The 24929-nt window shown below is 58.4% G+C and carries 24 protein-coding genes and 1 other annotated feature; all 24 genes read right to left on the reverse strand.

Annotated elements, in window-relative coordinates; genetic code table 11:
- Positions 1–418 precede the first annotated feature (418 nt).
- Positions 419–1609 carry an elongation factor Tu gene (gene tuf / locus KVT38_RS30280; protein ID WP_217597486.1) on the reverse strand — a complete coding sequence of 397 codons (1191 nt, stop codon included), beginning with the start codon at positions 1607–1609 and terminating at the stop codon, positions 419–421.
- Between the two features lie 93 nt (positions 1610–1702).
- On the reverse strand, positions 1703–3778 hold the full coding sequence (fusA, locus tag KVT38_RS30285) for an elongation factor G (protein ID WP_217597487.1): 2076 nt from the start codon (positions 3776–3778) through the stop codon (positions 1703–1705).
- Between the two features lie 36 nt (positions 3779–3814).
- Positions 3815–4285, reverse strand: coding sequence for a 30S ribosomal protein S7 (gene rpsG, locus KVT38_RS30290; protein WP_090117920.1), 471 nt, complete (start codon positions 4283–4285; stop codon positions 3815–3817).
- 58 nt (positions 4286–4343) lie between these two features.
- The gene (gene rpsL / locus KVT38_RS30295) at positions 4344–4763 is read right to left on the reverse strand and encodes a 30S ribosomal protein S12 (RefSeq protein WP_090117921.1); all 420 of its coding nucleotides are present in this window, start codon (positions 4761–4763) and stop codon (positions 4344–4346) included.
- A gap of 152 nt (positions 4764–4915) precedes the next feature.
- Entirely contained in the window at positions 4916–5173 is a 258-nt protein-coding gene (locus tag KVT38_RS30300; RefSeq protein ID WP_483298206.1) for a L7Ae/L30e/S12e/Gadd45 family ribosomal protein, read from the reverse strand.
- A gap of 113 nt (positions 5174–5286) precedes the next feature.
- Positions 5287–6297 carry a FecCD family ABC transporter permease gene (locus KVT38_RS30305; protein WP_217597488.1) on the reverse strand — a complete coding sequence of 337 codons (1011 nt, stop codon included), beginning with the start codon at positions 6295–6297 and terminating at the stop codon, positions 5287–5289.
- Entirely contained in the window at positions 6294–7298 is a 1005-nt protein-coding gene (locus tag KVT38_RS30310) for a FecCD family ABC transporter permease (protein WP_217597489.1), read from the reverse strand. Before KVT38_RS30310 ends, KVT38_RS30305 begins: the two co-directional genes overlap by 4 nt.
- Positions 7299–7377: 79 nt before the next feature.
- Positions 7378–8364, reverse strand: a complete 987-nt coding sequence (locus KVT38_RS30315; RefSeq protein ID WP_483298207.1) for an iron-hydroxamate ABC transporter substrate-binding protein — start codon at positions 8362–8364, stop codon at positions 7378–7380.
- A gap of 168 nt (positions 8365–8532) precedes the next feature.
- The gene (locus KVT38_RS30320; protein ID WP_217597490.1) at positions 8533–9237 is read right to left on the reverse strand and encodes a hypothetical protein; all 705 of its coding nucleotides are present in this window, start codon (positions 9235–9237) and stop codon (positions 8533–8535) included.
- Positions 9238–9240: 3 nt separating this feature from the next.
- Positions 9241–10119 (reverse strand): ATP-binding cassette domain-containing protein, encoded by an 879-nt coding sequence (locus KVT38_RS30325; RefSeq protein ID WP_217597491.1) that lies wholly within the window; start codon positions 10117–10119, stop codon positions 9241–9243.
- Positions 10120–10458: 339 nt separating this feature from the next.
- Positions 10459–10770, reverse strand: a complete 312-nt coding sequence (locus KVT38_RS30330; protein WP_217597492.1) for a hypothetical protein — start codon at positions 10768–10770, stop codon at positions 10459–10461.
- A 255-nt stretch (positions 10771–11025) separates the two neighbouring features.
- Complete coding sequence (rpoC, locus tag KVT38_RS30335) at positions 11026–14643, reverse strand: DNA-directed RNA polymerase subunit beta' (protein WP_217597493.1); 3618 nt, start codon at positions 14641–14643, stop codon at positions 11026–11028.
- 141 nt (positions 14644–14784) lie between these two features.
- Positions 14785–18330 (reverse strand): DNA-directed RNA polymerase subunit beta, encoded by a 3546-nt coding sequence (gene rpoB, locus KVT38_RS30340; RefSeq protein ID WP_217597494.1) that lies wholly within the window; start codon positions 18328–18330, stop codon positions 14785–14787.
- Between the two features lie 447 nt (positions 18331–18777).
- A complete protein-coding gene (locus KVT38_RS30345; RefSeq protein ID WP_217597495.1) occupies positions 18778–19383 on the reverse strand; it encodes a class I SAM-dependent methyltransferase in 606 nt (201 codons plus the stop codon).
- Positions 19384–19458: 75 nt separating this feature from the next.
- Positions 19459–19824, reverse strand: a complete 366-nt coding sequence (gene rplL / locus KVT38_RS30350; RefSeq protein ID WP_217597496.1) for a 50S ribosomal protein L7/L12 — start codon at positions 19822–19824, stop codon at positions 19459–19461.
- Between the two features lie 73 nt (positions 19825–19897).
- Positions 19898–20401: a 50S ribosomal protein L10 gene (rplJ, locus tag KVT38_RS30355; protein WP_217597497.1), complete on the reverse strand. Its 504-nt coding sequence runs from the start codon at positions 20399–20401 to the stop codon at positions 19898–19900.
- Between the two features lie 64 nt (positions 20402–20465).
- Positions 20466–20626: a sequence feature (ribosomal protein L10 leader region), on the reverse strand.
- A gap of 48 nt (positions 20627–20674) precedes the next feature.
- The gene (gene rplA / locus KVT38_RS30360) at positions 20675–21370 is read right to left on the reverse strand and encodes a 50S ribosomal protein L1 (RefSeq protein ID WP_217597498.1); all 696 of its coding nucleotides are present in this window, start codon (positions 21368–21370) and stop codon (positions 20675–20677) included.
- A 108-nt stretch (positions 21371–21478) separates the two neighbouring features.
- Positions 21479–21904: a 50S ribosomal protein L11 gene (gene rplK, locus KVT38_RS30365; RefSeq protein WP_090117934.1), complete on the reverse strand. Its 426-nt coding sequence runs from the start codon at positions 21902–21904 to the stop codon at positions 21479–21481.
- Positions 21905–22012: 108 nt separating this feature from the next.
- Entirely contained in the window at positions 22013–22546 is a 534-nt protein-coding gene (gene nusG, locus KVT38_RS30370; RefSeq protein ID WP_217597499.1) for a transcription termination/antitermination protein NusG, read from the reverse strand.
- Between the two features lie 26 nt (positions 22547–22572).
- A complete protein-coding gene (gene secE / locus KVT38_RS30375; RefSeq protein WP_217597500.1) occupies positions 22573–22782 on the reverse strand; it encodes a preprotein translocase subunit SecE in 210 nt (69 codons plus the stop codon).
- 20 nt (positions 22783–22802) lie between these two features.
- Entirely contained in the window at positions 22803–22952 is a 150-nt protein-coding gene (gene rpmG / locus KVT38_RS30380) for a 50S ribosomal protein L33 (protein ID WP_090117937.1), read from the reverse strand.
- Between the two features lie 382 nt (positions 22953–23334).
- Positions 23335–23985 (reverse strand): RNA polymerase sporulation sigma factor SigH, encoded by a 651-nt coding sequence (gene sigH / locus KVT38_RS30385; protein ID WP_217597501.1) that lies wholly within the window; start codon positions 23983–23985, stop codon positions 23335–23337.
- A gap of 230 nt (positions 23986–24215) precedes the next feature.
- Positions 24216–24767 (reverse strand): NYN domain-containing protein, encoded by a 552-nt coding sequence (locus KVT38_RS30390; protein WP_217597502.1) that lies wholly within the window; start codon positions 24765–24767, stop codon positions 24216–24218.
- The coding region (locus tag KVT38_RS30395; RefSeq protein WP_306795372.1) for a TrmH family RNA methyltransferase at positions 24754–24929 on the reverse strand (176 nt) is incomplete at its 5' end. The genes KVT38_RS30395 and KVT38_RS30390, both read right to left, overlap by 14 nt.

The following is a 24929-nucleotide window of genomic DNA, read 5'->3' on the forward strand; positions in this document are numbered from 1 at the left end:
CATCGCACAGTCGCAGACCAACATTCACTATTATAGCGATTCGCCTGGGCCAATGCAACAAATTTCTATACATTTTTTAAGAAGCATATTTCTATGCATGGATACGCGCGCTTGCGTCCCCGTCCAAGACGTTCGTTCATCGTGTTTCTTCTATATAAATAGATCACTGTGGAACCGGCCAACGGCTTCGTTCAATTCGGCAGCCAGCGATCAAAGCTGATCGGCAGAACCCGCGATCTCTTGCACGGAGGCGAGCGGTTGTTCGGACACTTGTTTGACCGCTTGAAAGTCATCCGGAAGTCCGCCAGCGTCCACTCGCCATCGTAACTGCTCGGATACATTTTTGCGTATACGCCATAGCGCAAAAAGACCTTACCGAGCGATTAAGCTCGATAAGGTCTTCTTTAAGTAAAAGAAATTACTTTTGGATCGTAGCGACAGCGCCGGCGCCAACCGTACGGCCGCCTTCGCGGATGGAGAAGCGAGTGCCTTCTTCAACAGCGATCGGAGCGATCAGTTGAACGGTAACGGTGATGTTGTCGCCAGGCATAACCATCTCAGTACCTTCCGGCAGGTTGATGATGCCCGTAACGTCCGTCGTGCGGAAGTAGAACTGCGGACGGTAGCCCGTGAAGAAAGGCTTGTGACGGCCGCCTTCTTCTTTGGTCAGGACGTAGATTTGAGCCGTGAATTCCGTGTGCGGCTTAACCGAACCCGGCTTAGCCAGAACTTGACCGCGCTCGATGTCCTTACGGTCAACGCCGCGAAGCAGTGCGCCGATGTTGTCGCCGGCTTGAGCGGAGTCAAGCAGCTTGCGGAACATTTCAACGCCCGTTACGACGGACTTGCGGGAATCTTCAACGAGACCGATGATTTCGATTTCGTCGCCGATCTTGATCGTACCGCGTTCTACACGGCCGGTAGCAACCGTACCGCGGCCCGTGATCGTGAACACGTCCTCGACAGGCATCAGGAACGGCTTAGCTACGTCGCGCTCAGGTTGCGGGATGTAGGTGTCGACTTGTTCGAACAGCTCAACGATCTTGTCAGCCCAAGGGCCGTCAGGATTTTGCAGAGCTTCGCGAGCAGCGCCGCGGATGATCGGCGTGTCGTCGCCAGGGAACTCGTACTCGTTCAGCAGGTCGCGAACTTCCATTTCAACCAGCTCGAGGAGTTCTTCGTCTTCAACCATGTCGCACTTGTTCAGGAATACGACGATGTAAGGAACGCCTACTTGCTTGGAGAGCAGGATGTGCTCGCGCGTTTGCGGCATAGGGCCGTCAGCAGCGGATACAACCAGGATCGCGCCGTCCATTTGAGCAGCGCCGGTGATCATGTTCTTGACATAGTCGGCGTGTCCAGGGCAGTCAACGTGTGCATAGTGACGGTTAGGCGTTTCGTATTCAACGTGAGCCGTGGAGATCGTGATACCGCGCTCGCGCTCTTCTGGAGCCTTGTCGATTTGGTCGAACGCAACGGCTGCGCCGCCGTACTTCTTGGACAGAACCGTCGTGATGGCAGCAGTCAGCGTCGTTTTGCCGTGGTCGACGTGGCCGATCGTACCGATGTTAACGTGCGGTTTGTTACGTTCAAATTTAGCCTTTGCCATGGATCTTTTCTCCTCCTTGTTAGTAAAGCCATTTTATAGGGAGGACGAAGCCGGAGACTTCACGCCCCGCGGCTCGTCCGAATGCCCGTAAACTTACGCGCCCTTGCTCTTGGAGATGATCTCTTCGGAGATGGAACGCGGTACTTCTTCGTAGTGCGACAGTTCCATGGAGAATACGCCACGGCCCTGCGTACCGGAACGAAGAACGGTGGAGTAGCCGAACATCTCAGCCAGCGGCACCTTGGCGCGAACGATGAGCGCACCGTGACGGGTGTCGCTGCCTTCGATGCGTCCGCGGCGGGAGCTGAGCATGCCCATGACATCGCCCATGTACTCTTCCGGAACGGTTACTTCGACCTTCATGATCGGCTCGAGCAGGACAGGAGCACACTTGTCCTTGGCGGCCTTAAGGGCCATCGAACCGGCGATCTTGAACGCCATTTCGTTCGAGTCGACGTCGTGGTACGAACCGTCGAAGATCGTCGCTTTGATATCGACGAGCGGGAAGCCGGCGAGAACGCCGTTCTTCATGGACTCTTCGATACCGGCTTGTACCGGCGCGATGTATTCGCGCGGAACGACGCCGCCGACAACCTTGTTCTCGAACACGAAGCCGGAGCCGGCTTCGAGCGGTTCGAACTCGATCCAGCAGTGGCCGTATTGGCCGCGGCCGCCGGATTGACGAACGAACTTGCCTTCGACCTTCGCAGCTTGCTTGAACGTCTCGCGGTAAGCGACTTGCGGCTTGCCCACGTTCGTCTCGACCTTGAATTCGCGAAGCATGCGGTCGACGAGAATTTCCAGGTGAAGCTCGCCCATGCCGGCGATGATCGTCTGGCCAGTCTCTTCGTCCGTGTGCGCGCGGAAGGTCGGATCTTCTTCGGCGAGCTTCTGGAGCGCGATACCCATCTTGTCTTGGTCGGCCTTGGTCTTAGGCTCGACCGCAAGCTGGATAACCGGTTCCGGGAAGTTCATCGATTCGAGGATTACCGGATTTTTCTCGTCGCACAGCGTGTCGCCGGTCGTCGTGTCCTTCAGGCCGACTGCTGCGGCGATATCGCCGGAGTAGACGACGCTGATTTCTTGACGGCTGTTCGCGTGCATCTGCAGAATACGTCCGATACGCTCACGCTTGTTCTTCGTCGCGTTGATGACGTACGAACCGGAGTTCAGGACGCCGGAGTAAACGCGGAAGAACGTCAGCTTGCCGACGAACGGGTCGGTCATGATCTTGAACGCCAGCGCCGAGAACGGCTCGGTGTCCGAAGAATGACGAACCGTCTCTTCGCCGTCTTCGGTCGTGCCCTTGATAGCGGGGACGTCGATCGGAGCCGGGAGGAAGTCGACGACTGCGTCCAGCATCGGCTGAACGCCTTTGTTGCGGTAAGAAGAGCCGCAGACGACCGGGAAGATACGAACTTCCACGACGCCCTTGCGAAGAGCTGCCTTGATCTCGGCGACCGACAGTTCTTCCCCTTCAAGATACTTCGCCATCAGATCGTCGTCAAGTTCGGCGACCTTCTCGACGAGCTCAAGACGAAGTTCTTCGACTTGATCCGCCAGATCGGCCGGAATCTCGGCTTTCTTCGGATCCTTGCCCAGATCGTCCTCGTAGACATAAGCGACCCGTTCGATGAGGTCGACCATGCCGACGAAGCCGTTCTCGGCGCCGATCGGAAGCTGGATGGCGACAGCGTTGGCTTGCAGACGCGAACGCATATCGGATACGACGTTCAGGAAGTCTGCGCCGATGATGTCCATCTTGTTCACGTAAGCGATGCGCGGAACGCCGTAACGGTCGGCTTGACGCCATACCGTCTCGGACTGAGGTTCTACGCCTTCTTTGGCGCTAAATACGCCGACTGCCCCGTCCAATACGCGCAGCGAACGCTCGACCTCGACCGTAAAGTCAACGTGTCCCGGTGTGTCGATAATATTGATGCGGTGACCCTTCCATTGAGCGGTCGTCGCGGCAGACGTGATCGTGATGCCGCGCTCTTGCTCTTGCTCCATCCAGTCCATCGTAGCGGCGCCTTCGTGCACTTCGCCGATCTTGTGGACACGGCCGGTATAGAACAGAATCCGCTCGGTCGTGGTCGTCTTGCCCGCATCGATATGCGCCATGATGCCGATGTTGCGCGTATTTTGCAAGGAGAACTCCCTAGCCATGCATTTGTCTCCTTTCGTTCCCTAGTGTCCGCGGGATTACCAGCGGTAGTGGGCGTACGCTTTGTTGGCTTCAGCCATCTTGTGCGTGTCTTCGCGCTTCTTGACGGCAGCGCCGGTGTTGTTCGAGGCGTCGAGAATCTCGGCCGCCAGACGCTCTTCCATCGTCTTCTCACCGCGGTTGCGGGAGTAGTTGACGAGCCAGCGCAGTCCAAGGGACGTGCGGCGCTCCGGCTTGACTTCGATCGGAACTTGGTAGTTGGCGCCGCCTACCCGGCGAGCCTTGACCTCGAGCACAGGCATGATGTTCTTGATGGCAGCTTCGAAAACTTCCATCGGATCCTTGCCCGAACGCTCTTGAATCAGCGTGAACGCATTGTAAAGCAGCTGCTGAGCTACGCCCTTCTTGCCGTCGATCATGATGCGGTTGACGAGGCGAGTGACGAGCTTGCTGTTGTAGACCGGATCCGGGAGCACGTCCCGCTTCGGTACTGGTCCTTTACGTGGCACTTGAGTTCCTCCTTTCCCATATCAATGATAAAGCCGAAATGTTCCGGCAGAATTAATCTTACTTCTTCACCTTAGCGCGCTTCGTGCCGTACTTGGAACGAGCTTGCTTGCGGTTGTTGACGCCTGCGGTGTCGAGCGCGCCGCGAACGATGTGATAACGTACGCCCGGAAGGTCCTTGACCCGGCCGCCGCGAATCAGAACGACGCTGTGCTCTTGCAGGTTGTGACCGATACCCGGAATGTAAGCCGTAACTTCTACGCGGTTCGTCAGACGTACACGCGCATACTTACGAAGTGCGGAGTTCGGTTTTTTCGGCGTCATCGTGCCTACGCGCGTGCATACGCCGCGCTTTTGAGGAGCGCTCAGGTCGGTCTCGATGCGCTTCAGGGCGTTGAATCCCTTTTGCAGTGCAGGAGACTTGGACTTGACCACCTTAGGCTCGCGACCCTTGCGGACGAGCTGGTTAATTGTTGGCATGTTGCCACCCCCTTCCCATGATTGCCTTGCATAAACTAACGGCTACCGGTTCCCGCGGCGCGAAGCCCACAGATCCAGGCGGTTCATTTTGAGAAAAACGAAAGGGTCCATCCGCTGAACTCCCCAAATGAGAAGCGCGGTAAGGTCCCGGTTCATGCTCTCTCTACTACCACAGCCATCGCTGTGCCGACATCGATCCCGCACTGTCTGCCGAGCTCGCGCATGGTGCTCACCTCTGTCAGGGGAACGCCGCGCTGCTGGCATAACTGCGCGATGCGGCCGATCAGGCGCGAATCTGCATCTTGCGCGACATAGACGCCGATGGCCTTGCCTTGTTCTACCATCTTGGTCGTCTGCTTGGTGCCGACTTTGACGTTGTTCGCAAGATGATGAGCCTTCAAGTCCATCATAACAACTCCCACGAAACGATCAAAATCCACCACGTCGGGCACACACATAGGCTATCTTAACACCTCGGCCTGGCAGTGTCAAGAAAGCCATCTGTACTTTTTACCGGCAGGGCTCAGGCGCGCTTGAGCAGCAAGTAAATAAAATAAGGCGCCCCGATAAAAGAAACGACGATGCCGGCCGCGATTCCTTCCGGCCCCGCCACGTTCCGGCCGATCGTGTCGGCCAGCAGCAAGAGAAATCCTCCGATCAGCACGGCTACCGGTACGAAGCGCTGGAACCTCGGGCCGACCAGCGACTTCGCAATATGCGGCGCCATCAAGCCCACGAACGCGATACCGCCGGTGATGGCGACCGCGGAAGCCGCCAGCGCCACTGCCGCGAGCAGCAGCAGGCCGCGATCCCAAGAGATCCGGACGCCGCTGCCTACGGCGGTCGCGTCGTTCAGCGACAGTAGGTTCAGTGCGTTGGATTTGTACATCGCGTAAGGCAAAAGTACGAACAGCCACGGCAGCTGTGCCCATAAGAAGGTCCAATCGGTCCCCCACACGTTGCCGGCCAGCCAGCGGGAGATGAAGTCGACTTTGTAAATATCGACCGCGGACGTGATGAACACCATCAGCCCGGCAAACGCGAGCGAAAAGCCGATGCCCGTCAGGACGAGCCGCATGGGATGGAGCCCGGATTCGCGGCTATAGGAGAAGGCGTAAAGCAGAATCGCCGTCAGAAGCGCGCCGATAAACGCCGACACGGGAATGACGTAGACGAAGGCGCCCGGCTCGGCCGGGATGAGCAGGAAGCTTACCGCAACGCCAAGTCCCGCTCCCGAGTTGATGCCGAGGATGCCGGGATCGGCCAGATCGTTGTTCGTCACGCCCTGCAGGATGGAGCCCGACAAAGCGAGCGACATGCCGGCCGCCAGGACGATGCATATGCGAGGCAGGCGGAGATCGAACAGGACGAACTCCTCCTTGAACGCCCCATGCCCAAGCAGCGTCGGCAGGATTCTTTCGTAGGAAACGGAAGACGAGCCCAATCCCAGGCTTATGACGACGGTCAGCAGAATAAGCGCGGCCAGCGCCAAGAGCAACACGCGTTGCTTGCGAATCGAACGAGCGTCGGTCATGGGGTGGTCTTCACTCCTTTGCGCACGATAAACAGGAAGAATGGCAGCCCCATGATCGCGATAATGGAAGCCATCGGCGCCTCGTACGGCGCGATTGCATTGCGCGCGATCGTGTCCGCGGCGAGCATGAAGAGCGCGCCGACGACCGCCGACATCGGCACCACTTTGCGGTAGTCCGTGCCGACGATGAACCGCACGATATGCGGGATCATCAGGCCGACGAACGCCATGTTGCCGATCAGCGCGACGGACGCGCCCGTCAGCACGATGACCGCGGCGTATAAGATGAATTTGATCTGCCCGGTGCGCAGTCCGAGGCCGATCGCGGCTTCTTCGTTGGCGCTGAGCAAGGTGAGCGCTTTGCCCAATACGATGGCCGCCGCGATTCCCGCCGCGATGAACGGCGAGATCGTGACGATCTGCTGCCAGGTCGTGCCGATGAGGCCGCCCGCCGTCCACATCGATACGCTTTTCGAAATTTTAAAGGCAAGACCGATGCCTTCCGCCACGGCATACAAAAACAAGGACACGGCCGATCCGGCGAGCACCATCCGAATCGGCGACATCCCTCCTCTTCGCGACGCGCCGATGCCCAGCACCAGGCAAGCGCCGATCCCGGCGCCGATGAAGCAGGCGACCATCGTGCCGAAGTAGCCGACGGCGGGCATTAACGCCATCGTGAACGCCAGCGCCGCGTTCGCGCCCGAGGACAAGCCGATCAGACCCGGATCCGCCAGCGGATTGCGCGTCAAGCCTTGCATCGCTGCGCCGGCTACGCCAAGCGCCGCCCCGACGATCATGGCTGCGGTCTCGCGGGGAAGACGAAGCTCGCGAAGGACGGTGAGCTGGTCTCCCGCCGCATGCGTGGTCAATGCGAGCCATACGTCGCGAAGGGACGTATCTTTGGCGCCGAACACCATCGACACTGCGAACATGCAAGCCAGCGCTATGAATCCACCGACGATGGCCATGACAAAATTCATTTTTTTGTTCGAATTCATGAGCCGCTCCGCTTTCTATATCAAAATAGGAAAGGGAACTCCGCGCGTTAGCGAAATTCCCGGTGCGTACGAAGGACCGTCAGTTGCCGAGAAACTTTTCTTTAAAAAACGCAAGCTGCCATTCCAGCGTCATGGCGTCGTTAAAGTAGAACGTCCGCGAATCGACTTCGTACACGCGATTGTTTTTTACCGCCGGCATATTCTTGTATGTAGCGGTCTGTTGGAAGGCTGGATCAGCTCCAGGATCCTTGCTGAGGATGACGTAATCGCCGGCATAGTCGGGCAGCACTTCCGCCGAGAGCGTGAAGTAGCCGTCCTTCGCGGTGGCTTCTTTGACCTTGGGCTGCATGTTGAGACCCATCAGCTGGAACAAAATCTCGGTCCCCCGCCCCCATGCGTCGCCGAACGTGTATACTTCCTTTTCGTACGCTTCGAAAACCGAGACGGTGGCGTCGGCTCCGATCTTCGCCTTGATTTGCTCGCCGGCTTCCGCCGCCCGCTTCTTGAAATCGTCGATCCAGGCCAGTGCTTCCTTCTCCTTGTTCAGCGCCTTCCCGATCTCCAGATGCTGCGTCAGATAGTCGACCTTATTGTACGTATAGGTGACGAGCGGCGCGATCTGCTTCAGCTTATCCTGGTTTTTGCTGTCGGAGGATCCGATGATGAGGTCGGGCGACAGCTCGATGATTTTTTCCACGTCCTCGTCGGACACCTGGGTCACGCCTTGAAGCTTCTCTGCAAAACGCGGATTGTTCAGCGACCACGAATCGACGCCCACGAGCGGCACGCCGAGCTGGAGCACATCGCCCGTGTAGCCGGACAGGACGACGACGCGCTGAGGTTGGGCGGGCACTTCGATCGGGCCCGCTTCGGACTGGTATGTAATCGTACCGGTCTGCGCCGCTGCAGTCGAACTTGAGGAAGGACTCGCGGATTCGCTCGCCGACGCGCTGGTCGTCGCTGCAGCGGAGCTGCCCGAGACTTGCGAAGCATTGCTGCCGTTATTGTTGCTACCGCAAGCGGCCAGCGCAAAAGCGGCGACCATAAACCATGCAGCGATCAGCATGCTTTTGCCGAATTTGTTGGCGCTTAAATACGTATTGGTCGGTCTGTCCATTTTGCATTTGCCCCCAAATATTAATGATAATCATTATCAATGATAACGTTTATCATTACTTTAGGGGGTTACGCCTATTTTGTCAATGAAAAATAGGCGCAACACCTGCATTTAACGCTAAAACTTTTTAGCCGCCGCCCGAGAGACGAAGCCTCCGCACAGGAGCATCGCAAATGCAACCGCATACAAAACAACGCCGAGCGCTGACCCTGTGGAATCGCGCTCCAGCCCGATCAACGCCTCGGACAGGATGCCCGCAGGCGGCAGCAGCCAGCGCAGGAACGCCAGGCTGTCCGGGAGCTGGGCGACCGCTTTGCCAGATGCCAACGACAAGACGAGTATGCCGATCAAGGCCGGCAACGAAGCCGCGGACCTGCCTAAACCTCGTTCCGTGAACCAGAGCGCGACGCCCATGCCAAGCAGGAACATGGCAGCATGCACGGCGACAGCCGCGAGCCATTCCTCTGGATAAGGCCCGCGTTCCAGCTTCCCGGCAAGCGCCGGGTACAAGACGGCAAACAGCGTGAGCAGCAAGCCGACTGCCGCCATCAGCATCAGCTTGGACGCGTGGTAGGCGGCGGCGCTGCCGGCATGCGAAGCCGTCACCGCTTGCGAAGCTTCCGGCTCCAGATCGGCAAAGCCCCATACGATCCATGCCGATATGACAAACAACCAGACGGATGAGAAAGCAAAGCTTTCCAAGACCGGATTCGGCGATATCGTGTAAATGAACAGCAGGAATCCGACGTATGCAATTAACGGAGCTAAGTAGCGATAGGACCTCGTATAGTACGATAAATGATATCGAGCCAGCGACAGCACGCGTTACATCATCCTCCCCGACCCTATCGTGACCGATTCGACGGAGGCTCCCGCCTCCAGCAGCTCCCGCAGCAGCGCATCGCTGCTTGCAGGCTCGGTCCAGTAAACGGCTTGCCGTCTCTCGGTCCGGCATCGCAGCATTCCCGGCCAAATTGCAAACGTCTTTGCGTCTTCCGCTTTTTCCTGCGGCCATTGACACACAATACGGCGCCAGCGCTTCCCTTCCTCCAGGCCGGCTGGCGCGGCGACCGACCGAACCTGCCCATCCGATATCGTCATCACCCGGTTCGCCCATTGATCGACCAGCGCTTGCTCGTGGCTCGCCACGACGATCGCGGTTCCTTTTTGCCTCAGTCGCAGCAGCAGGGAAGCCAGCGCGCCTTGCGCTTCTTCATCGAGTCCGCCGATCGGCTCGTCCAGCAGGAGCAGCTCAGGATCGCCCAGCAGCGCCTGTACGAGATTCACTTTTTGCAGCATACCCTTCGAGAAAAACTTCATTTGCTGTCCCGGCTTGTCGCGCAAGTCCACCAGCTGGAGCAGCTCCTCGATTCTCCTCGTCCTCGTCGCGGCATCCAGCCCTCGAATCGAGCCCATATGGTTCAAATATTCGCGAGCCGTGAATTTGAGCTTCGGAAGATGGTCGGGCGCATACCCGATGACAAGGGTGCCGCCCTCGCCCGCTCCGCTCACTTCTCTTTTGCCGGAAGATGGCGCGGAGAGGCCTGCCAACAGCTTGAGCAGCGTCGTCTTGCCCGAGCCGTTGGGCCCGGTGACCGCCACCGTCTCTCCCCTGCTCAATTCCAGCGATACGCGGTTAAGCACCGTTTTTCCTTTCAAACTTTTGCTCGCCTGCACAAGACGGAGTATGACGTTCGAATTCAAAGCCTTCACTCCCGTTCTTTAACGGACCTTTCTATTTATACTATTAAAATTAAAGTCCGTTTCACAATGCGTTTATTCACAATTCGAGCGAATTTATCCCGAACTTGTGCGCAGTTTGTGGAAATATTGGGGGGCGTTCAAGCTTTTCTCACTTATTCACAGGCGGACATTCCTTTCCGAAGGATATCCCCGTGGACAAGCGTGCGGCGATCTCCTTCTATTCACATGTGAACAAACGCGGCACGTTAAAAAACCCGTTCCCCTCGCTTCATGAAGAAGGAGGCGAACAGGTTGCAGAGGTCTCGCAAGAAATACGGGATATCCCTTCTCTTGCGGCATTTAGAAGGCGTCCAGAAAAAAGACGACATAAACGGCCGCCAGCAGCCAAATGACCGGAATGAAGCCCCACCAGAGCGCGCCTTTGAATCTGCGCTTGTGGTACAGCGCCCAGCTGACGACCATACTGACGATTAGCGCGATCGGATAAGCCCAGTAAAATACGATAATCGCAGTCGGCCAAGTATCAATGATGGAGTCCGGGGAATCCAAAGCGATAAAGGACGTCAGGGCGACAACTACCCAAGGGACAATAAGCAGGACAAAGATGAATTGGCAAATCAGCAGCGCAGCGGCTGCTTTCGCATTTTTCACGGCAGTTCGGCCTCCTTGCCCGCCGGCTCTTATCTGCAAGCTGAACGCATGAGACATAGCAGCCTTCCTTTTATTCGGCTTAGGGCTTTTCCTAGAGTTTACCCGTTGTTTTAGGGTTTCGTAAACACCCCGTCAGGTTAACTCCTGCTTTCGGTTTGAACATGGGAGCCCCGGAGAACAAAAAAACTGCCGGGCAGCTGCCCGGCAGTTCGCGTTGCATAGCTTGCGTGGAGCGTTAGAAGGTGCCACGGCGCATTAGTCCGCCGATACCGGCTCCAGCTCCGCTTCGTCTTCGTAGCCTTCTTCGGTCGGGTCGACGACGCGGATGTTGCGGTAGCGCGACATCCCCGTGCCCGCCGGAATGAGCTTGCCGATGATGACATTCTCCTTCAGGCCGAGCAGACGGTCGACTTTGCCCTTGATGGCTGCGTCGGTGAGGACGCGGGTCGTCTCCTGGAAGGACGCGGCCGAGAGGAACGAGTCGGTCTCGAGCGACGCCTTCGTGATGCCGAGCAGGACCGGACGCGCGACCGCAGGCTCGTTGCCTGCGAAGATCGCTTCGCGGTTCGCGGCTTCGTATTCATGCACGTCGACGAACGAGCCAGGCAGCAGCGTCGTGTCTCCCGGATCGACGATCCGGATCTTGCGAAGCATTTGCTTGATCATGACTTCGACGTGCTTGTCGTTGATTTCAACGCCCTGGTTCCGGTATACGCGCTGAACTTCCTGCAGAATGTAGTTCTGCACGCCGCGTACGCCCTTGATCCGGAGCATTTCCTTCGGATCGATCGAACCGTCGGTGAGCTCGTCGCCGGCCTCGATGTGCAGACCTTCGTAGACGCGGATACGGGAGCCGTAAGTGACAGGATATACCTTTGTCTCGGCATCCCCCTGCACTTCGATCTCGCGGCGATCCTTCGTCTCGCGAATTTCCTTGACGACGCCGTCGATCTCGGAGATGACCGCCTGGCCCTTCGGATTCCGGGCTTCGAAAAGCTCCTGGATACGCGGAAGACCTTGGGTGATGTCGTCTCCGGCAACGCCGCCGGTGTGGAACGTACGCATCGTCAGCTGGGTGCCCGGTTCGCCGATCGATTGAGCGGCGATGATGCCGACCGCTTCGCCGATCTCGACCTTCTTGCCCGTTGCCAGGTTGCGTCCGTAGCACATCTTGCACACGCCATGGCGGGCGCGGCAGCTCAGCACGGAGCGGATTTGCAGCTTCTGCACGCCGGCACGGATCAGTTCTTCCGCCTTCGGCGTGTCGATCAGATCGTTGCGGCCGACGATGATCTCGCCGGTCTCCGGATGGCGGATCGTCTCGAACGCATAGCGTCCTTCGATCCGGTCGAACAGCTCCTCGATGACTTCCTTGCCGTCCTCGATGCGGCTGACGATGATGCCCTTATCCGTGCCGCAATCTTCTTCGCGGACGATGACGTCCTGCGCGACGTCGACGAGACGGCGGGTCAGGTAGCCCGAGTCGGCGGTACGAAGCGCCGTATCGGCCAGACCTTTGCGCGCGCCGTGCGTCGAGATGAAGTACTCGAGGACCGTCAGGCCTTCGCGGAAGTTCGACTTGATCGGGAGTTCGAAGATTCGGCCCGACGGCGTCGCCATCAGACCCCGCATGCCGCCCAGCTGGGTGATCTGCGATTTGTTGCCCCGCGCCTTGGAGTCGACCATGAGCATGATGGAGTTGTAGCGGTCCATCGACTTCATGAGCACTTCCGTAATCTCGTCCTTCGTCTTCGACCAGATGTCGATGACGCGATCGTAACGCTCGGCGTCCGTGATCAGACCGCGACGATACTGGTTCGATATCGTCCTGACGGCTTCGTCGGATTTCTTCAGGATCTCGACCTTCTCCACCGGTACGATGACATCCGACACGGCAACGGTGATGCCTGCGCGAGTCGAGTAGGTGAAGCCGAGCTGCTTGATGTCGTCGAGAATGATCGACGTCTTCATCGTATGGTAGATGCGGAAGCACTCGCCGATGATATGGCCGAGATATTCCTTGCCTACTGCGCCCGGCGTCGGGATGGACTGAATGATCTCGTCGATGTTCGCGCCCTTGTCGTAGATGAAATACTTCTCGGGCGTGCCCTTCAGCAGATTGTCCTTCGTCGCCTCGTTGATGTACGGGAACGTATCCGGGAAAATCTCGTTGAAGATGATCTTGCCGATCGTCGTCACGAGCAGCGCTTCCTGCTGCTTTTCGTTAAACGTCTTCTTGCCGAGCGCCTTGACCGGAATGATGACGCGCGCGTGAAGGTCGGCTGCGCCGCGTTGGTACGCGGATACGGCTTCGTTCACTTCGGAGATGCGCATGCCCGCGCCGTGCGCGTCCTTGTTGTCCATGGTCAAGTAGTAGCAGCCGAGAACCATATCCTGCGAAGGCGTGACGACAGGCTTGCCGTCCTTCGGGTTCAGGATGTTGCCGGACGCCAGCATGAGCAGGCGCGCTTCGGCTTGGGCTTCGGCGGACAGCGGCACGTGCACGGCCATCTGGTCGCCGTCGAAGTCGGCGTTGTAAGCCGTACAGACGAGCGGGTGCAGCTTGATCGCGCGGCCTTCGACCAGAATCGGTTCGAACGCCTGGATGCCGAGACGGTGAAGCGTAGGCGCACGGTTCAGCAGAACCGGGTGCTCCTTGATCACTTCTTCAAGCACGTCCCAAACTTCAGGGCTGACGCGTTCGACTTTGCGCTTCGCGCTCTTGATGTTGTGCGCCTGGCCCTTGAGCACGAGCTCCTTCATGACGAACGGCTTGAACAGCTCGAGCGCCATTTCCTTCGGCAGACCGCATTGGTACATCTTCAGGTCCGGTCCGACGACGATAACGGAACGGCCGGAATAGTCGACGCGCTTGCCGAGCAGGTTCTGACGGAAGCGGCCTTGCTTGCCCTTCAGCATATGGCTGAGGGACTTGAGCGGACGGTTGCCGGGACCCGTGACCGGACGGCCGCGGCGGCCGTTGTCGATCAGGGCGTCGACGGCTTCCTGGAGCATCCGCTTTTCGTTCTGCACGATGATGTCCGGCGCGCCCAGGTCGAGCAGACGCTTCAGACGGTTGTTCCGGTTGATGACGCGGCGGTACAGGTCGTTCAGGTCGGACGTCGCGAAGCGGCCGCCGTCGAGCTGTACCATCGGACGAAGCTCCGGCGGGATGACCGGCAGCACGTCGAGAATCATCCAGTCCGGCAGGTTACCGGAATTGCGGAACGACTCGATGACTTCAAGTCGCTTGATCGCGCGGTTGCGGCGCTGGCCTTGGGCCGTGCGCAGCTCTTCCTTCAGCATATCGAGCTCGCGGTCGAGATCGATGTCCTGCAGCAGCTTCTTCACCGCTTCGGCGCCCATGCCGGCGCTGAACGCGTAGCCGTACTTCTCGCGGTAGCTGCGGTATTCCTTCTCCGACAGGAGCTGCTTCTTTTCAAGCGGCGTGTCGCCCGGATCCGTCACGACGTACGACGCGAAGTAGATGATCTCTTCGAGCGAACGCGGCGACATGTCGAGGGCGAGGCCCATGCGGCTCGGAATGCCTTTGAAGTACCAGATATGCGAAACCGGCGCGGCGAGCTCGATATGGCCCATACGCTCGCGGCGAACCTTGGCGCGGGTGACTTCGACGCCGCAGCGGTCGCACACGACGCCCTTGTAGCGGACGCGCTTGTACTTGCCGCAGTGGCACTCCCAGTCCTTGGTCGGCCCGAAAATCTTTTCGCAGAACAGGCCTTCCTTTTCCGGCTTCAGGGTACGGTAGTTAATCGTCTCGGGCTTCTTGACTTCGCCTCTGGACCAAGAACGGATCTTGTCCGGGGAAGCCAGCCCGATCTTCATAAACTCAAAATTGTTAACGTCTAACAAGGAGCAAGCCCTCCTTCATCGTGGCTCGGATTACGTTGCGATGGACGAACGGTCGTGACGATGTTCAGGTATCCGCGTCGGCGATGCGCAAGACCGGGAGCCGCGCGCCCCGCGCGCGGTCCGGTCCTTCGCATGACGATCTTACTCGGCGCCGACTTCGGAGCCTTCCAGGTTCAAGTTCAGCTTGTCGCCGGTCGTATCGTCTTCGTCGTCGATCTCTTTCATCTCGATCTCCTGCTCGTCGCCCGACAGAATCTTCACGTCCATGCCAAGGCTCTGAAGCTCCTTGATCAAGACCTTGAACGATTCCGGCACGCCAGGTTCAGGGACGTTCTCGCCCTTGACGATCGATTCGTACGTCTTCACGCGGCCGACGACGTCGTCGGACTTCACGGTCAGAATTTCTTGCAGCGTATAGGCCGCGCCGTAGGCTTCGAGCGCCCACACTTCCATCTCCCCGAAGCGCTGGCCGCCGAATTGGGCTTTACCGCCCAGCGGCTGCTGCGTTACGAGCGAGTACGGGCCCGTAGAGCGCGCATGGATCTTGTCGTCGACCATGTGCGCGAGCTTGATCATATACAGAACGCCGACGGTGACTTCGCGCTCGAACGGCTCGCCCGTGCGGCCGTCGAACAGCTTCGTCTTGCCGTTGCGCTGCATGCCGGCTTCTTCCATCGTGTCGAACACGTCGTGCTCGCGCGCGCCGTCGAATACCGGCGTCGCGGCACGAATGCCGAGGTAGCGGCAGGCCATGCCGAGGTGAACCTCGAGCACTTGACCGATGTTCATCCGCGACGGTACGCCCAGCGGGTTCAGGACGACCTGGACCGGCGTGCCGTCCGGCAAGAACGGCATGTCTTCCTCGGGCAGGATGCGCGCGATGACGCCCTTGTTGCCGTGGCGCCCGGCCATCTTGTCGCCTTCGGAGATCTTCCGCTTTTGCGCGATATAAGCGCGCACGAGCTGGTTGACGCCCGGCGGCAGTTCGTCGCCGTTTTCCCGCGTGAACACTTTGACGTCGACGACGATGCCGTCGGTGCCGTGCGGTACGCGGAGCGAGGTGTCGCGCACTTCGCGCGCCTTCTCGCCGAAGATCGCGTGCAGGAGACGCTCTTCCGCGGTCAACTCGGTGACACCCTTCGGCGTGACCTTGCCGACGAGGATGTCGCCCGCGCTGGTCTCGGCGCCGACGCGGATGATGCCGCGCTCGTCGAGGTTGCGGAGCGCGTCTTCGCCGACGTTCGGGATGTCGCGCGTGATCTCTTCCGGTCCGAGCTTCGTGTCGCGCGCTTCGGACTCGTATTCCTCAATATGAATCGAGGTGTAGACGTCTTCTCTCACGAGCTTCTCGGAGAGCAGGATCGCATCCTCGTAGTTGTAGCCTTCCCACGTCATGAACGCGACGACGACGTTGCGTCCGAGCGCCAGTTCGCCGGTATCCGTGGACGGACCGTCGGCGAGGATGTCGCCCTTCTTGACGATGTCGCCCTTGCGGCAGATCGGGCGCTGGTTGATGCAAGTGCCTTGGTTCGAACGCATGAACTTTTGCAGCTTGTATTTGATGACGTCGCCCTTGACTTCCTTGCCGTCGAGCAGCTCGACGCGGCGCAGCCAGATCTCGTTGGCCGTGACGCGCTCGATGACACCGTCGTACTTGGAGACGACGCAGACGCCCGAGTCCTTGGCGGCCTTGTGCTCCATGCCCGTGCCGACGTACGGCGAATCCGGGACGAGCAGCGGCACCGCTTGACGCTGCATGTTCGAACCCATCAGCGCGCGGTTGGAGTCGTCGTTCTCGAGGAACGGGATCATCGCGGTCGCGACGGACACGACTTGCTTCGGCGATACGTCCATGTAGTCGACGCGGTCGCACGGCATCGTCAGGATGTTGTCCGCTTGCTTGTTGTAACGGACGATGACCATATCGTCGGCGAACTTGCCCTCTTCGGTGAGCTGGGCGTTCGCTTGGGCGATGATGTAGTTGTCTTCTTCGTCCGCGGTCATGTAGACGATCTCTTCGGTAACGATGCCGGTATCGTGATCGACCTTGCGGTACGGCGCTTCGATGAAGCCGTACTCGTTGATCCGCGCGAACGTGGACAGCGAGTTGATCAGACCGATGTTCGGACCTTCAGGCGTCTCGATCGGACACATGCGGCCGTAGTGGGACGGATGTACGTCGCGCACTTCGAAGCCCGCGCGTTCCCGCGTCAGACCGCCCGGACCGAGCGCGGACAGACGGCGCTTGTGCGTCAGCTCGGCAAGCGGATTCGTCTGGTCCATGAACTGCGACAGCTGGGACGAACCGAAAAATTCCTTGATCGCCGCAATGACCGGACGAATGTTGATCAGTGCCTGCGGCGTGATCGCGTTCTGGTCCTGGATCGACATCCGCTCGCGCACAACGCGCTCCATCCGCGACAGGCCGATGCGGAACTGGTTCTGCAGCAGCTCGCCGACCGAACGAAGACGACGATTGCCCAGGTGGTCGATATCGTCGGTGCTGCCGATGCCGTGCAGCAGATCGATGAAGTAATTGATGGACGAGATAATGTCCGCCGGCGTGATGTGCTTCACCGATTTGTCGATGATGCCGTTGGAGATAATCTTGACGACCTTGCCTTCTTCGACAGGCGAATGCACGAGAATGCTCTGCAGCGGAATGTCCTCCGCCTCGTTGACGCCGCCGGTGACGCGGTAGTTCTTGAAGCCGACGTTCTTCTCCAGCATCGGGAGGATCTGGTCGAGCAGACGGCGATCGATGACCTGTCCCGATTCGGCGATGATCTCGCCGGTCGAAGGATCGACGAGCGTCTCCGCGAGACGCTGGTTGAACAGACGGTTCTTGATATGAAGCTTCTTGTTGATCTTGTAGCGGCCGACGTTAGCCAGGTCGTAGCGCTTCGGATCGAAGAAGCGGGCGATCAGCAGGCTGCGCGCATTCTCCAGCGTCGGCGGTTCGCCCGGACGCAGGCGCTCGTAGATCTCGATCAACGCCTTCTCGGTAGAGTCGGTGTTGTCCTTCTCGAGCGTATTGCGGATGAACTCGTCCTGACCGAGCAAGTCCAGAATCTCGGCGTCCATGCCGAAGCCGAGCGCACGAAGCAGCACGGTGACCGGAATCTTGCGCGTGCGGTCGATGCGGACATAGATGATGTCCTTGGCGTCCGTCTCAAGCTCGAGCCAAGCGCCGCGGTTCGGAATGACCGTCGCGGTATACGTCTTCTTGCCGTTCTTGTCGACCTTGGTGCTGTAGTAGACACTAGGCGAACGTACCAATTGGCTGACGATGACGCGCTCGGCGCCGTTGATGATGAACGTGCCGGTCTCCGTCATGAGCGGGAAGTCGCCCATGAACACTTCCTGCTCCTTGACTTCGCCCGTCTCCTTGTTGAGAAGGCGAACCTTGACGCGCAGCGGAGCCGCATACGTCACGTCGCGCTCCTTGGATTCGTCGACCGAATACTTCGGCTCTCCAAGGCTGTAATCGACGAACTCGAGCACGAGGTTGCCCGTGAAGTCCGAGATCGGAGAGATGTCCTGGAAGATCTCGCGCAGCCCGTCGTCCAGGAACTTCTGGTACGATTGCTGCTGGATCTCGATCAGGTTCGGAATGTCCAGCACCTCATGAATGCGGGCATAACTGCGTCTGGTGCGGCGACCATACTGAACAAGATGTCCTGCCAACTTATCCTCACCCCTTCAGTCTACTGTGAAGCATATGGTAGCGGAGCGAGATCCTCTCTCCAGCACTAGCAGAGGCAGCCGTCCCGCGGGGAACCCTACGGTATGATAAAACGCGGAAATTGGGTAAAATAGCAGCGGAAGGACGCAAGAAGCGCAATGTGCATGCAAAATCACAGCGGCAAACAAATAAAAGCCCCTATGCCCCAATCGGAGGCACAATGGCACTCGTATCCAGCCCATTCACCCAATATACGCCAAACGGCGTATTTTTATTCCTCTGAATGGCGCTAATCGAACAACTTCTCCACATACAGACAACTAGCCCATCTTAAATCTTACATCTTCTAATAGTACCACAAGCGCCCAAGGAGGTCAAACGCGAATTGCAGTCGTTAAAAAGGGCTGAACAACAACATTGCGGCGCCGCCCCCGCGCCGCCTGAAAACTTTAGGCCTTGACCGCTCTGTAAACGCGGTATCCTTTGTCTTTTCCCACTTCAGTGACTTGATCTTCGCCAAAGCATGCTTCGAGCTTCGCTCTCGCGCTCGGCGCGCCTTGCTTGTTCTGAATGACGATCCAAAGCGATCCGCCCGGATTCAAGTGCGCGGCCGCTTCTTCGAGTATGCGGTGCACGATCGCCTTCCCCGCACGGATCGGCGGATTGGACAGGATGACGTCAAACGTCCTGCCGCCCACCGCTTCGTACAGATCGCTGACCTGAACGTCCACGTTGCCGATGCCGTTCAGCGCGGCGTTTTCCCGGCTGAGCGCGACGGCCCGTTCGTTCACGTCCAGCATCGTCACATGTCCTCGCGGCACCAGGCGGGCCGCCGTCAGGCCGATCGGACCGTAGCCGCAGCCCACGTCTAGCACGCGGTTTTCCGTCTCCAGCTCGACATGCTCGATAAGCACCCGGCTGCCGTAGTCCACCCCGTCCCGCGAGAACACGCCGGAGTCGGAGACGAACTGAAGCTTCTGTCCGCGAAGCACGGCCTCGATTTTTTTGCGATCGCTGCGCGCGCTGGGCTGCTGCGTGTAATAATGATCAGCCATCTCCTCGTCCCCTTTCATGCACAAACCCCTCGAAGACAAGCTTCAAGGGGTTTGTATTTCAATGGTCAGGCCAAATTACTTAACTTCGACCTTAGCGCCGGCTTCTTCGAGCTTAGCCTTAACAGCGTCAGCTTCGTCTTTAGCCACTTTTTCTTTGATCGGCTTCGGAGCGTTGTCGACAACGTCCTTCGCTTCTTTCAGGCCGAGACCCGTGATTTCACGGACAACCTTGATAACGTTGATCTTCGAAGCGCCAGCTTCGAGCAGGACAACGTCGAATTCCGTTTGCTCTTCGACTTCAGCAGCAGCGCCAGCGCCGCCACCGACTGCAACTGGAGCTGCAGCAGTTACGCCGAATTCTTCTTCGATTGCCTTGACCAGGTCGTTCAGTTCCAGGACGCTCATGCCTTTGATGGCTTCCAAGATGGACTCTTTGCTCATGGTAGTACCTCCGTTAAATTAGATGATTTGTTGGTGTTTAAATCCGCGCGCCCCGTATACCGGAGCGTTCGTCTTATGCGCTTGCTTCGTTCTTCTCGGCGACCGCCTTGACGGCCAGCGCGAAGTTGCGGATCGGCGCTTGCAGGACGCTGAGGAGCATGGACAGCAAGCCTTCGCGGGAAGGCAGGTCCGCCAGTGCCTTAACTTGAACAGCATCGATAAAGCGACCTTCGATGACGCCGCCTTTGAGCTTAAGCGCATCGTTCTTCTTCGCGAAGTCGTTCAGGATCTTCGCGGCGGCAACGACGTCCGTAGAGCTGAACGCTACAGCGGTAGGACCCGTCAGGACGGCATCCAGTTCGCTAAGCTCGACGCTAGCCGCAGCGCGGCTGACGAGCGAGTTCTTCAACACTTGGAACTCGATGCCGGCTTCACGCAGACGCTTGCGAAGTTCGGTCACTTGAGCGACGTTCAGGCCGCGGTAATCGGCAACAACCGTGCTCGCGCTGGACTTCAGCTTGGCAGCGATCGCTTCGACTTCCAGCTGCTTGGCTTCGATAATCTTTGCATTTGCCATTTCGTACACCTCCTGGTCGTAGGACTTCACCGTATCGATCGTCTATAAGGCTATCGCCTTGCACGAAGGCATTAAAAATGCCCCCGCAGACATCGCGGAGGCATGACGTTACATTAATCTTACGCACCCCTGCCAGGCAAGGACGGTAACGAATGTATGCACACACCTCGGTAGGAAATTAAGCCTCGCGGCACCTACGGTCTACGGTATCAATATTCAACTTGATTAAAGTAACACGTCCGCTTCTGTCTGTCAACCGCCAAAGACTGGCGATTAGAGACGGAATGCAGCTACGTTCAGACGCGCGCCCGGGCCCATCGTCGAGGAGATCGAGATGTTCTTCAGGTATACGCCCTTGGCAGCGGATGGCTTGGCGCGGTTCAGCGCGTCGACCAGGGCCTTCAGGTTGTCGGCGAGCTTCGCCGAGTCGAAGGATACCTTGCCGATCGGAGCGTGAATCTGGCCTGCCTTGTCCAGACGGTACTCGATCTTACCGGCCTTGATCTCTTGGACGGCCTTGGTCACGTCGTTCGTAACCGTGCCGGCCTTCGGGTTAGGCATGAGGCCCTTACCGCCGAGAATACGGCCGAGCTTGCCGACTTCGCTCATCATATCCGGCGTCGCTACGCAGACGTCGAATTCGAACCAGCCCTGCTGGATCTTGTTGATGAGGTCCGTGTCGCCGACGTAGTCAGCGCCAGCGGCTTCGGCTTCTTTGAGCTTGTCGCCCTTGGCGAATACAAGCACGCGCTGGGTCTTGCCCGTGCCGTGAGGCAGGACGACGACGCCGCGTACGTTCTGGTCTTGCTTTCTCGGATCGACGCCGAGACGGACGGCGACTTCGACGGACTCGTCGAACTTCGCCTTGGCCGCTTGCTTCACAAGCTCGATCGCTTCGGCCGCTTCGTAAGTTGCGTCGCGGTCGATCAGCTTGGCGGCTTCTTGGTACTTCTTGCCGTGCTTAGCCATGTAGTTCTCCTCCTTGTGTGGTAGTAACGGAAGTCTCCTCCCACTTCGCTCTTCGTCCCAAGGAAGGTCCGAAGCGCGATCGCGATCCCTATATCAGGTCCGCTGTGATTAGTCTTCGATGACGACGCCCATGCTGCGCGCCGTACCTTCGACCATACGCATAGCCGCTTCGACGGAAGCCGCGTTGAGATCCTGCATCTTCTGCTCGGCGATCTCGCGAACCTTCGCGCGCTTGACGGTAGCGACCTTCTTCTTGTTCGGCTCGCCGGATCCCTTCGGGATGCCAGCAGCGACGCGAAGCAGTACTGCCGCAGGCGGCGTCTTCGTCTCGAACGTAAAGGAACGGTCTTCGAATACGGTGATGACGACCGGAATGATCAGGCCTGCCTGGTCAGCCGTACGCGCGTTGAATTCCTTACAGAAGGCCATGATGTTAACGCCTGCTTGACCCAGTGCGGGACCGATAGGCGGCGCAGGGTTAGCCTTACCGGCAGGAACCTGCAGCTTGACCATTTTAATGACCTTTTTTGCCATGTTGTTGCACCTCCAGCTCAAAATGCGGTATAACGGGATGCTTGGTCCCTCCCGCTCAAATCCAGAAACCTGCGAGCGGCGGCGCGTACGCCCCCATCCGCCAGACTATTATATCTTCTCCACCTGAGTGTAATCCAGCTCAAGCGGGGTTTCTCTGCCGAACATGTTGACGTGCACCTTCAGCTTACTCTTGTCGTGAAGGATCTCTTCGACCGACCCGACGAAGTTCGCGAAGGGCCCAACCTTGACGCGGACATTTTCCTTCAATTCGAAGTCGATGACCGGCTTCGGCTCCTCCATGCCCATGTGTTTCAGAATCTGATCCACTTCTTCGGGCAGCAGGGCGGTTGGCTTCGATCCCGATCCGGTCGATCCGACAAACCCGGTAACGCCGGGCGTATTGCGGACCACGTACCAGGAATCGTCCGTCTGGATCATCTCGACGAGGACGTAGCCCGGATACACTTTGCGCATCACGGTCTTTTTCTTGCCGTCCTTGTTGACGAGTTCTTCCTCCATGGGCACGAGCACGCGAAAGATCTTGTCCTGCATGCCCATCGATTCCACGCGCTTCTCCAGGTTCGTCTTAACCTTGTTCTCGTAACCGGAGTACGTGTGAACTACATACCATCTTTTTTCCATCGGAAAAGCCACCTTTGGGTTCCGCGTTAAATGACGAGGTCGATCAAGCGCGAAATGATGACGTCCAGCACCCAGAAGTAAAGCGTAACGATCGCGACCGTCACGATAACGACCAGCGTGTAGCTGACCAACTCTTTACGTTTGGGCCAACGGACCTTCTTCAGTTCACTCCAACTATCGGCAAAGAACGAAGTGAAGGACCCAAAGCTCTGTTTCATTTTGGCCAGGAAAGTCACGTCCCAAAACCTCCTAGAGCTTAGCGCGTCTCGCGATGAGCCGTGTGCTCATTGCAGAACTTGCAGAACTTCTTCAGTTCGATGCGATCGGAGTGCGTGCGCTTGTTCTTGGTCGTCGCATAATTCCGCTGCTTGCAGTTCGTGCAAGCGAGAGTGATGATTACCCGCATCTGTTCCACCTCCCGGGCTGTGCCAGATCACAAAAAAAAAGACATTGAATCCGGGTTAATACGCCTAAGCCGTTACGTACGACAACGACACCTGGCGTATCACACCATATTCAGGGCTGCGCATAAAACTCCACCTTAAGGTTACTAAAGTAATTTATCATAGCCCATAGGCAATGTCAACGAGAAAGCTTGACGATAGTCAATGCTCGCCGTTTGCGGGACGTGGCTTCAGGCTCCTGGCCGCAGAGCTCTCTATTATTCTAGCCACGCAAGCGTATCCTTTAAACCTGAGTTCCCAGCCCCCTGCGAAAATAAAAAAAGCAGCCTGCCGTCCGGCGCTGCCTCTGTACGCACTGCTATGTAGCCGACGGCTTCGGCCAGCCTAAAGACCGATATCCCTGACCTCCAGGTAACGCTCGAGCTTGCGCTTCACGCGTTGAAGCGCATTGTCGATGGACTTGACGTGGCGATCGAGATCGACGGCGATCTCCTGGTAGGAACGTCCGTCGAGGTAGAGCATGAGCACCTTGCGCTCCAGGTCGCTCAGAATCTCGGACATCTTGTCCTCGAGACCGTAGAACTCCTCCTGGTTGATGATCATCTCCTCGGGATCGCAGACGCGGGAGCCGCAGATGACGTCCAGCAGCGTACGGTCGGAATCCTCGTCGTAAATCGGCTTGTCCAGCGAAACGTAGGAATTGAGCGGAATATGCTTCTGCCGGGTCGCGGTCTTGATCGCGGTAATGATCTGGCGCGTGATGCACAGCTCCGCAAACGCCTTGAAGGAGGCCAGCTTGTCCCCCTTGAAGTCGCGGATCGACTTGTACAGGCCGATCATGCCCTCCTGCACGATGTCCTCGCGCTCAGCGCCGATCAAAAAATAAGAACGGGCCTTCGCCCGGACGAAATTGCGATATTTATTAATCAGATATTCCAGTGCCTCCGAATCGCCCGCGCGGACCGACTCGACGATATCCTCGTCGGTCTTGAAGTCGTATTCGTATGTGACAAGGTCGTTCACGTCGACGCTCACGGTCATCCCTCCGGCTTCAAGACATTAAGGATACAAACTGGATCTCCCTGCCAAACTATTACCAATATACTTGATGAAACCAATAGCGTCAATGAAGAAAACCCTTATAATTCAAGGCTTTTGGGCAATGCGGACATATGTTTGCGTTTTGGCGAACGGACTTGCAGCCTATATTCGGATACAGCAATGTCCCTGCGATGGCGGGAAGCGGGTCCCCGTTCGCGACGACTCTAGGACTTGCCGCCCGAATCGCCGGGCTCACGCTCGCCCCGGCGCCACTGCTCCAGGACCCGCGCCACGTCGTCGCTGAGGACGCCGCCCAGCGGGTTGCGCTTCGGCGGCGGCGCCTTGCGGATCGTCTTGCCGATCTCGCGCCGGCTCTCTTCCACCGCGAGCAGCAGCTCCCGCGCGGACAGCCGCAGCGCGCCGCGGCCGAACGCCACGTGCTGCTCGGTCTGGTCCGAGGTGGCGACGTACACGTCCCGCCGCACGGACTTCACCTCGCCGACGAGTCGCTCGATGCATTCGTCGGCCGTTTCCTTCTCGCGGGTGTACACGACGCCGAGCCGGTGCTGCTTGAACTTGGCTCCGACGCCAGGCACGCGAAACGCGTCGAATACGACGACGACCTTCAGTCCCAGGTAGCCCTGGTAATCCGCCAGCATGTCGAGCAGCCGATCGCGCGCGTCCTCCAGCCGGGTCGCCTTCAGGCGGTCCAGCTCGGGCCACGCGCCGATCATGTTGTAGCCGTCGACGATGAGGACATCCTCACGGCGAAGCATGGCCGCCCTTGCCCGGACCGCCGCCGCGCTTCGCGAGCCGCTGGCGCACGGCTTCGTAGAGGATGACGCCCGCGGCGACCGACGCGTTGAGCGAGTTGAGCTTGCCGAACATCGGCAGGGAGATTAGAAAATCGCATTTCTCGCGGATCAGGCGGGACAAGC

The organism is Cohnella sp. GbtcB17 (genome assembly GCF_019091135.1).
GTDB lineage: Bacteria > Bacillota > Bacilli > Paenibacillales > Paenibacillaceae > Cohnella.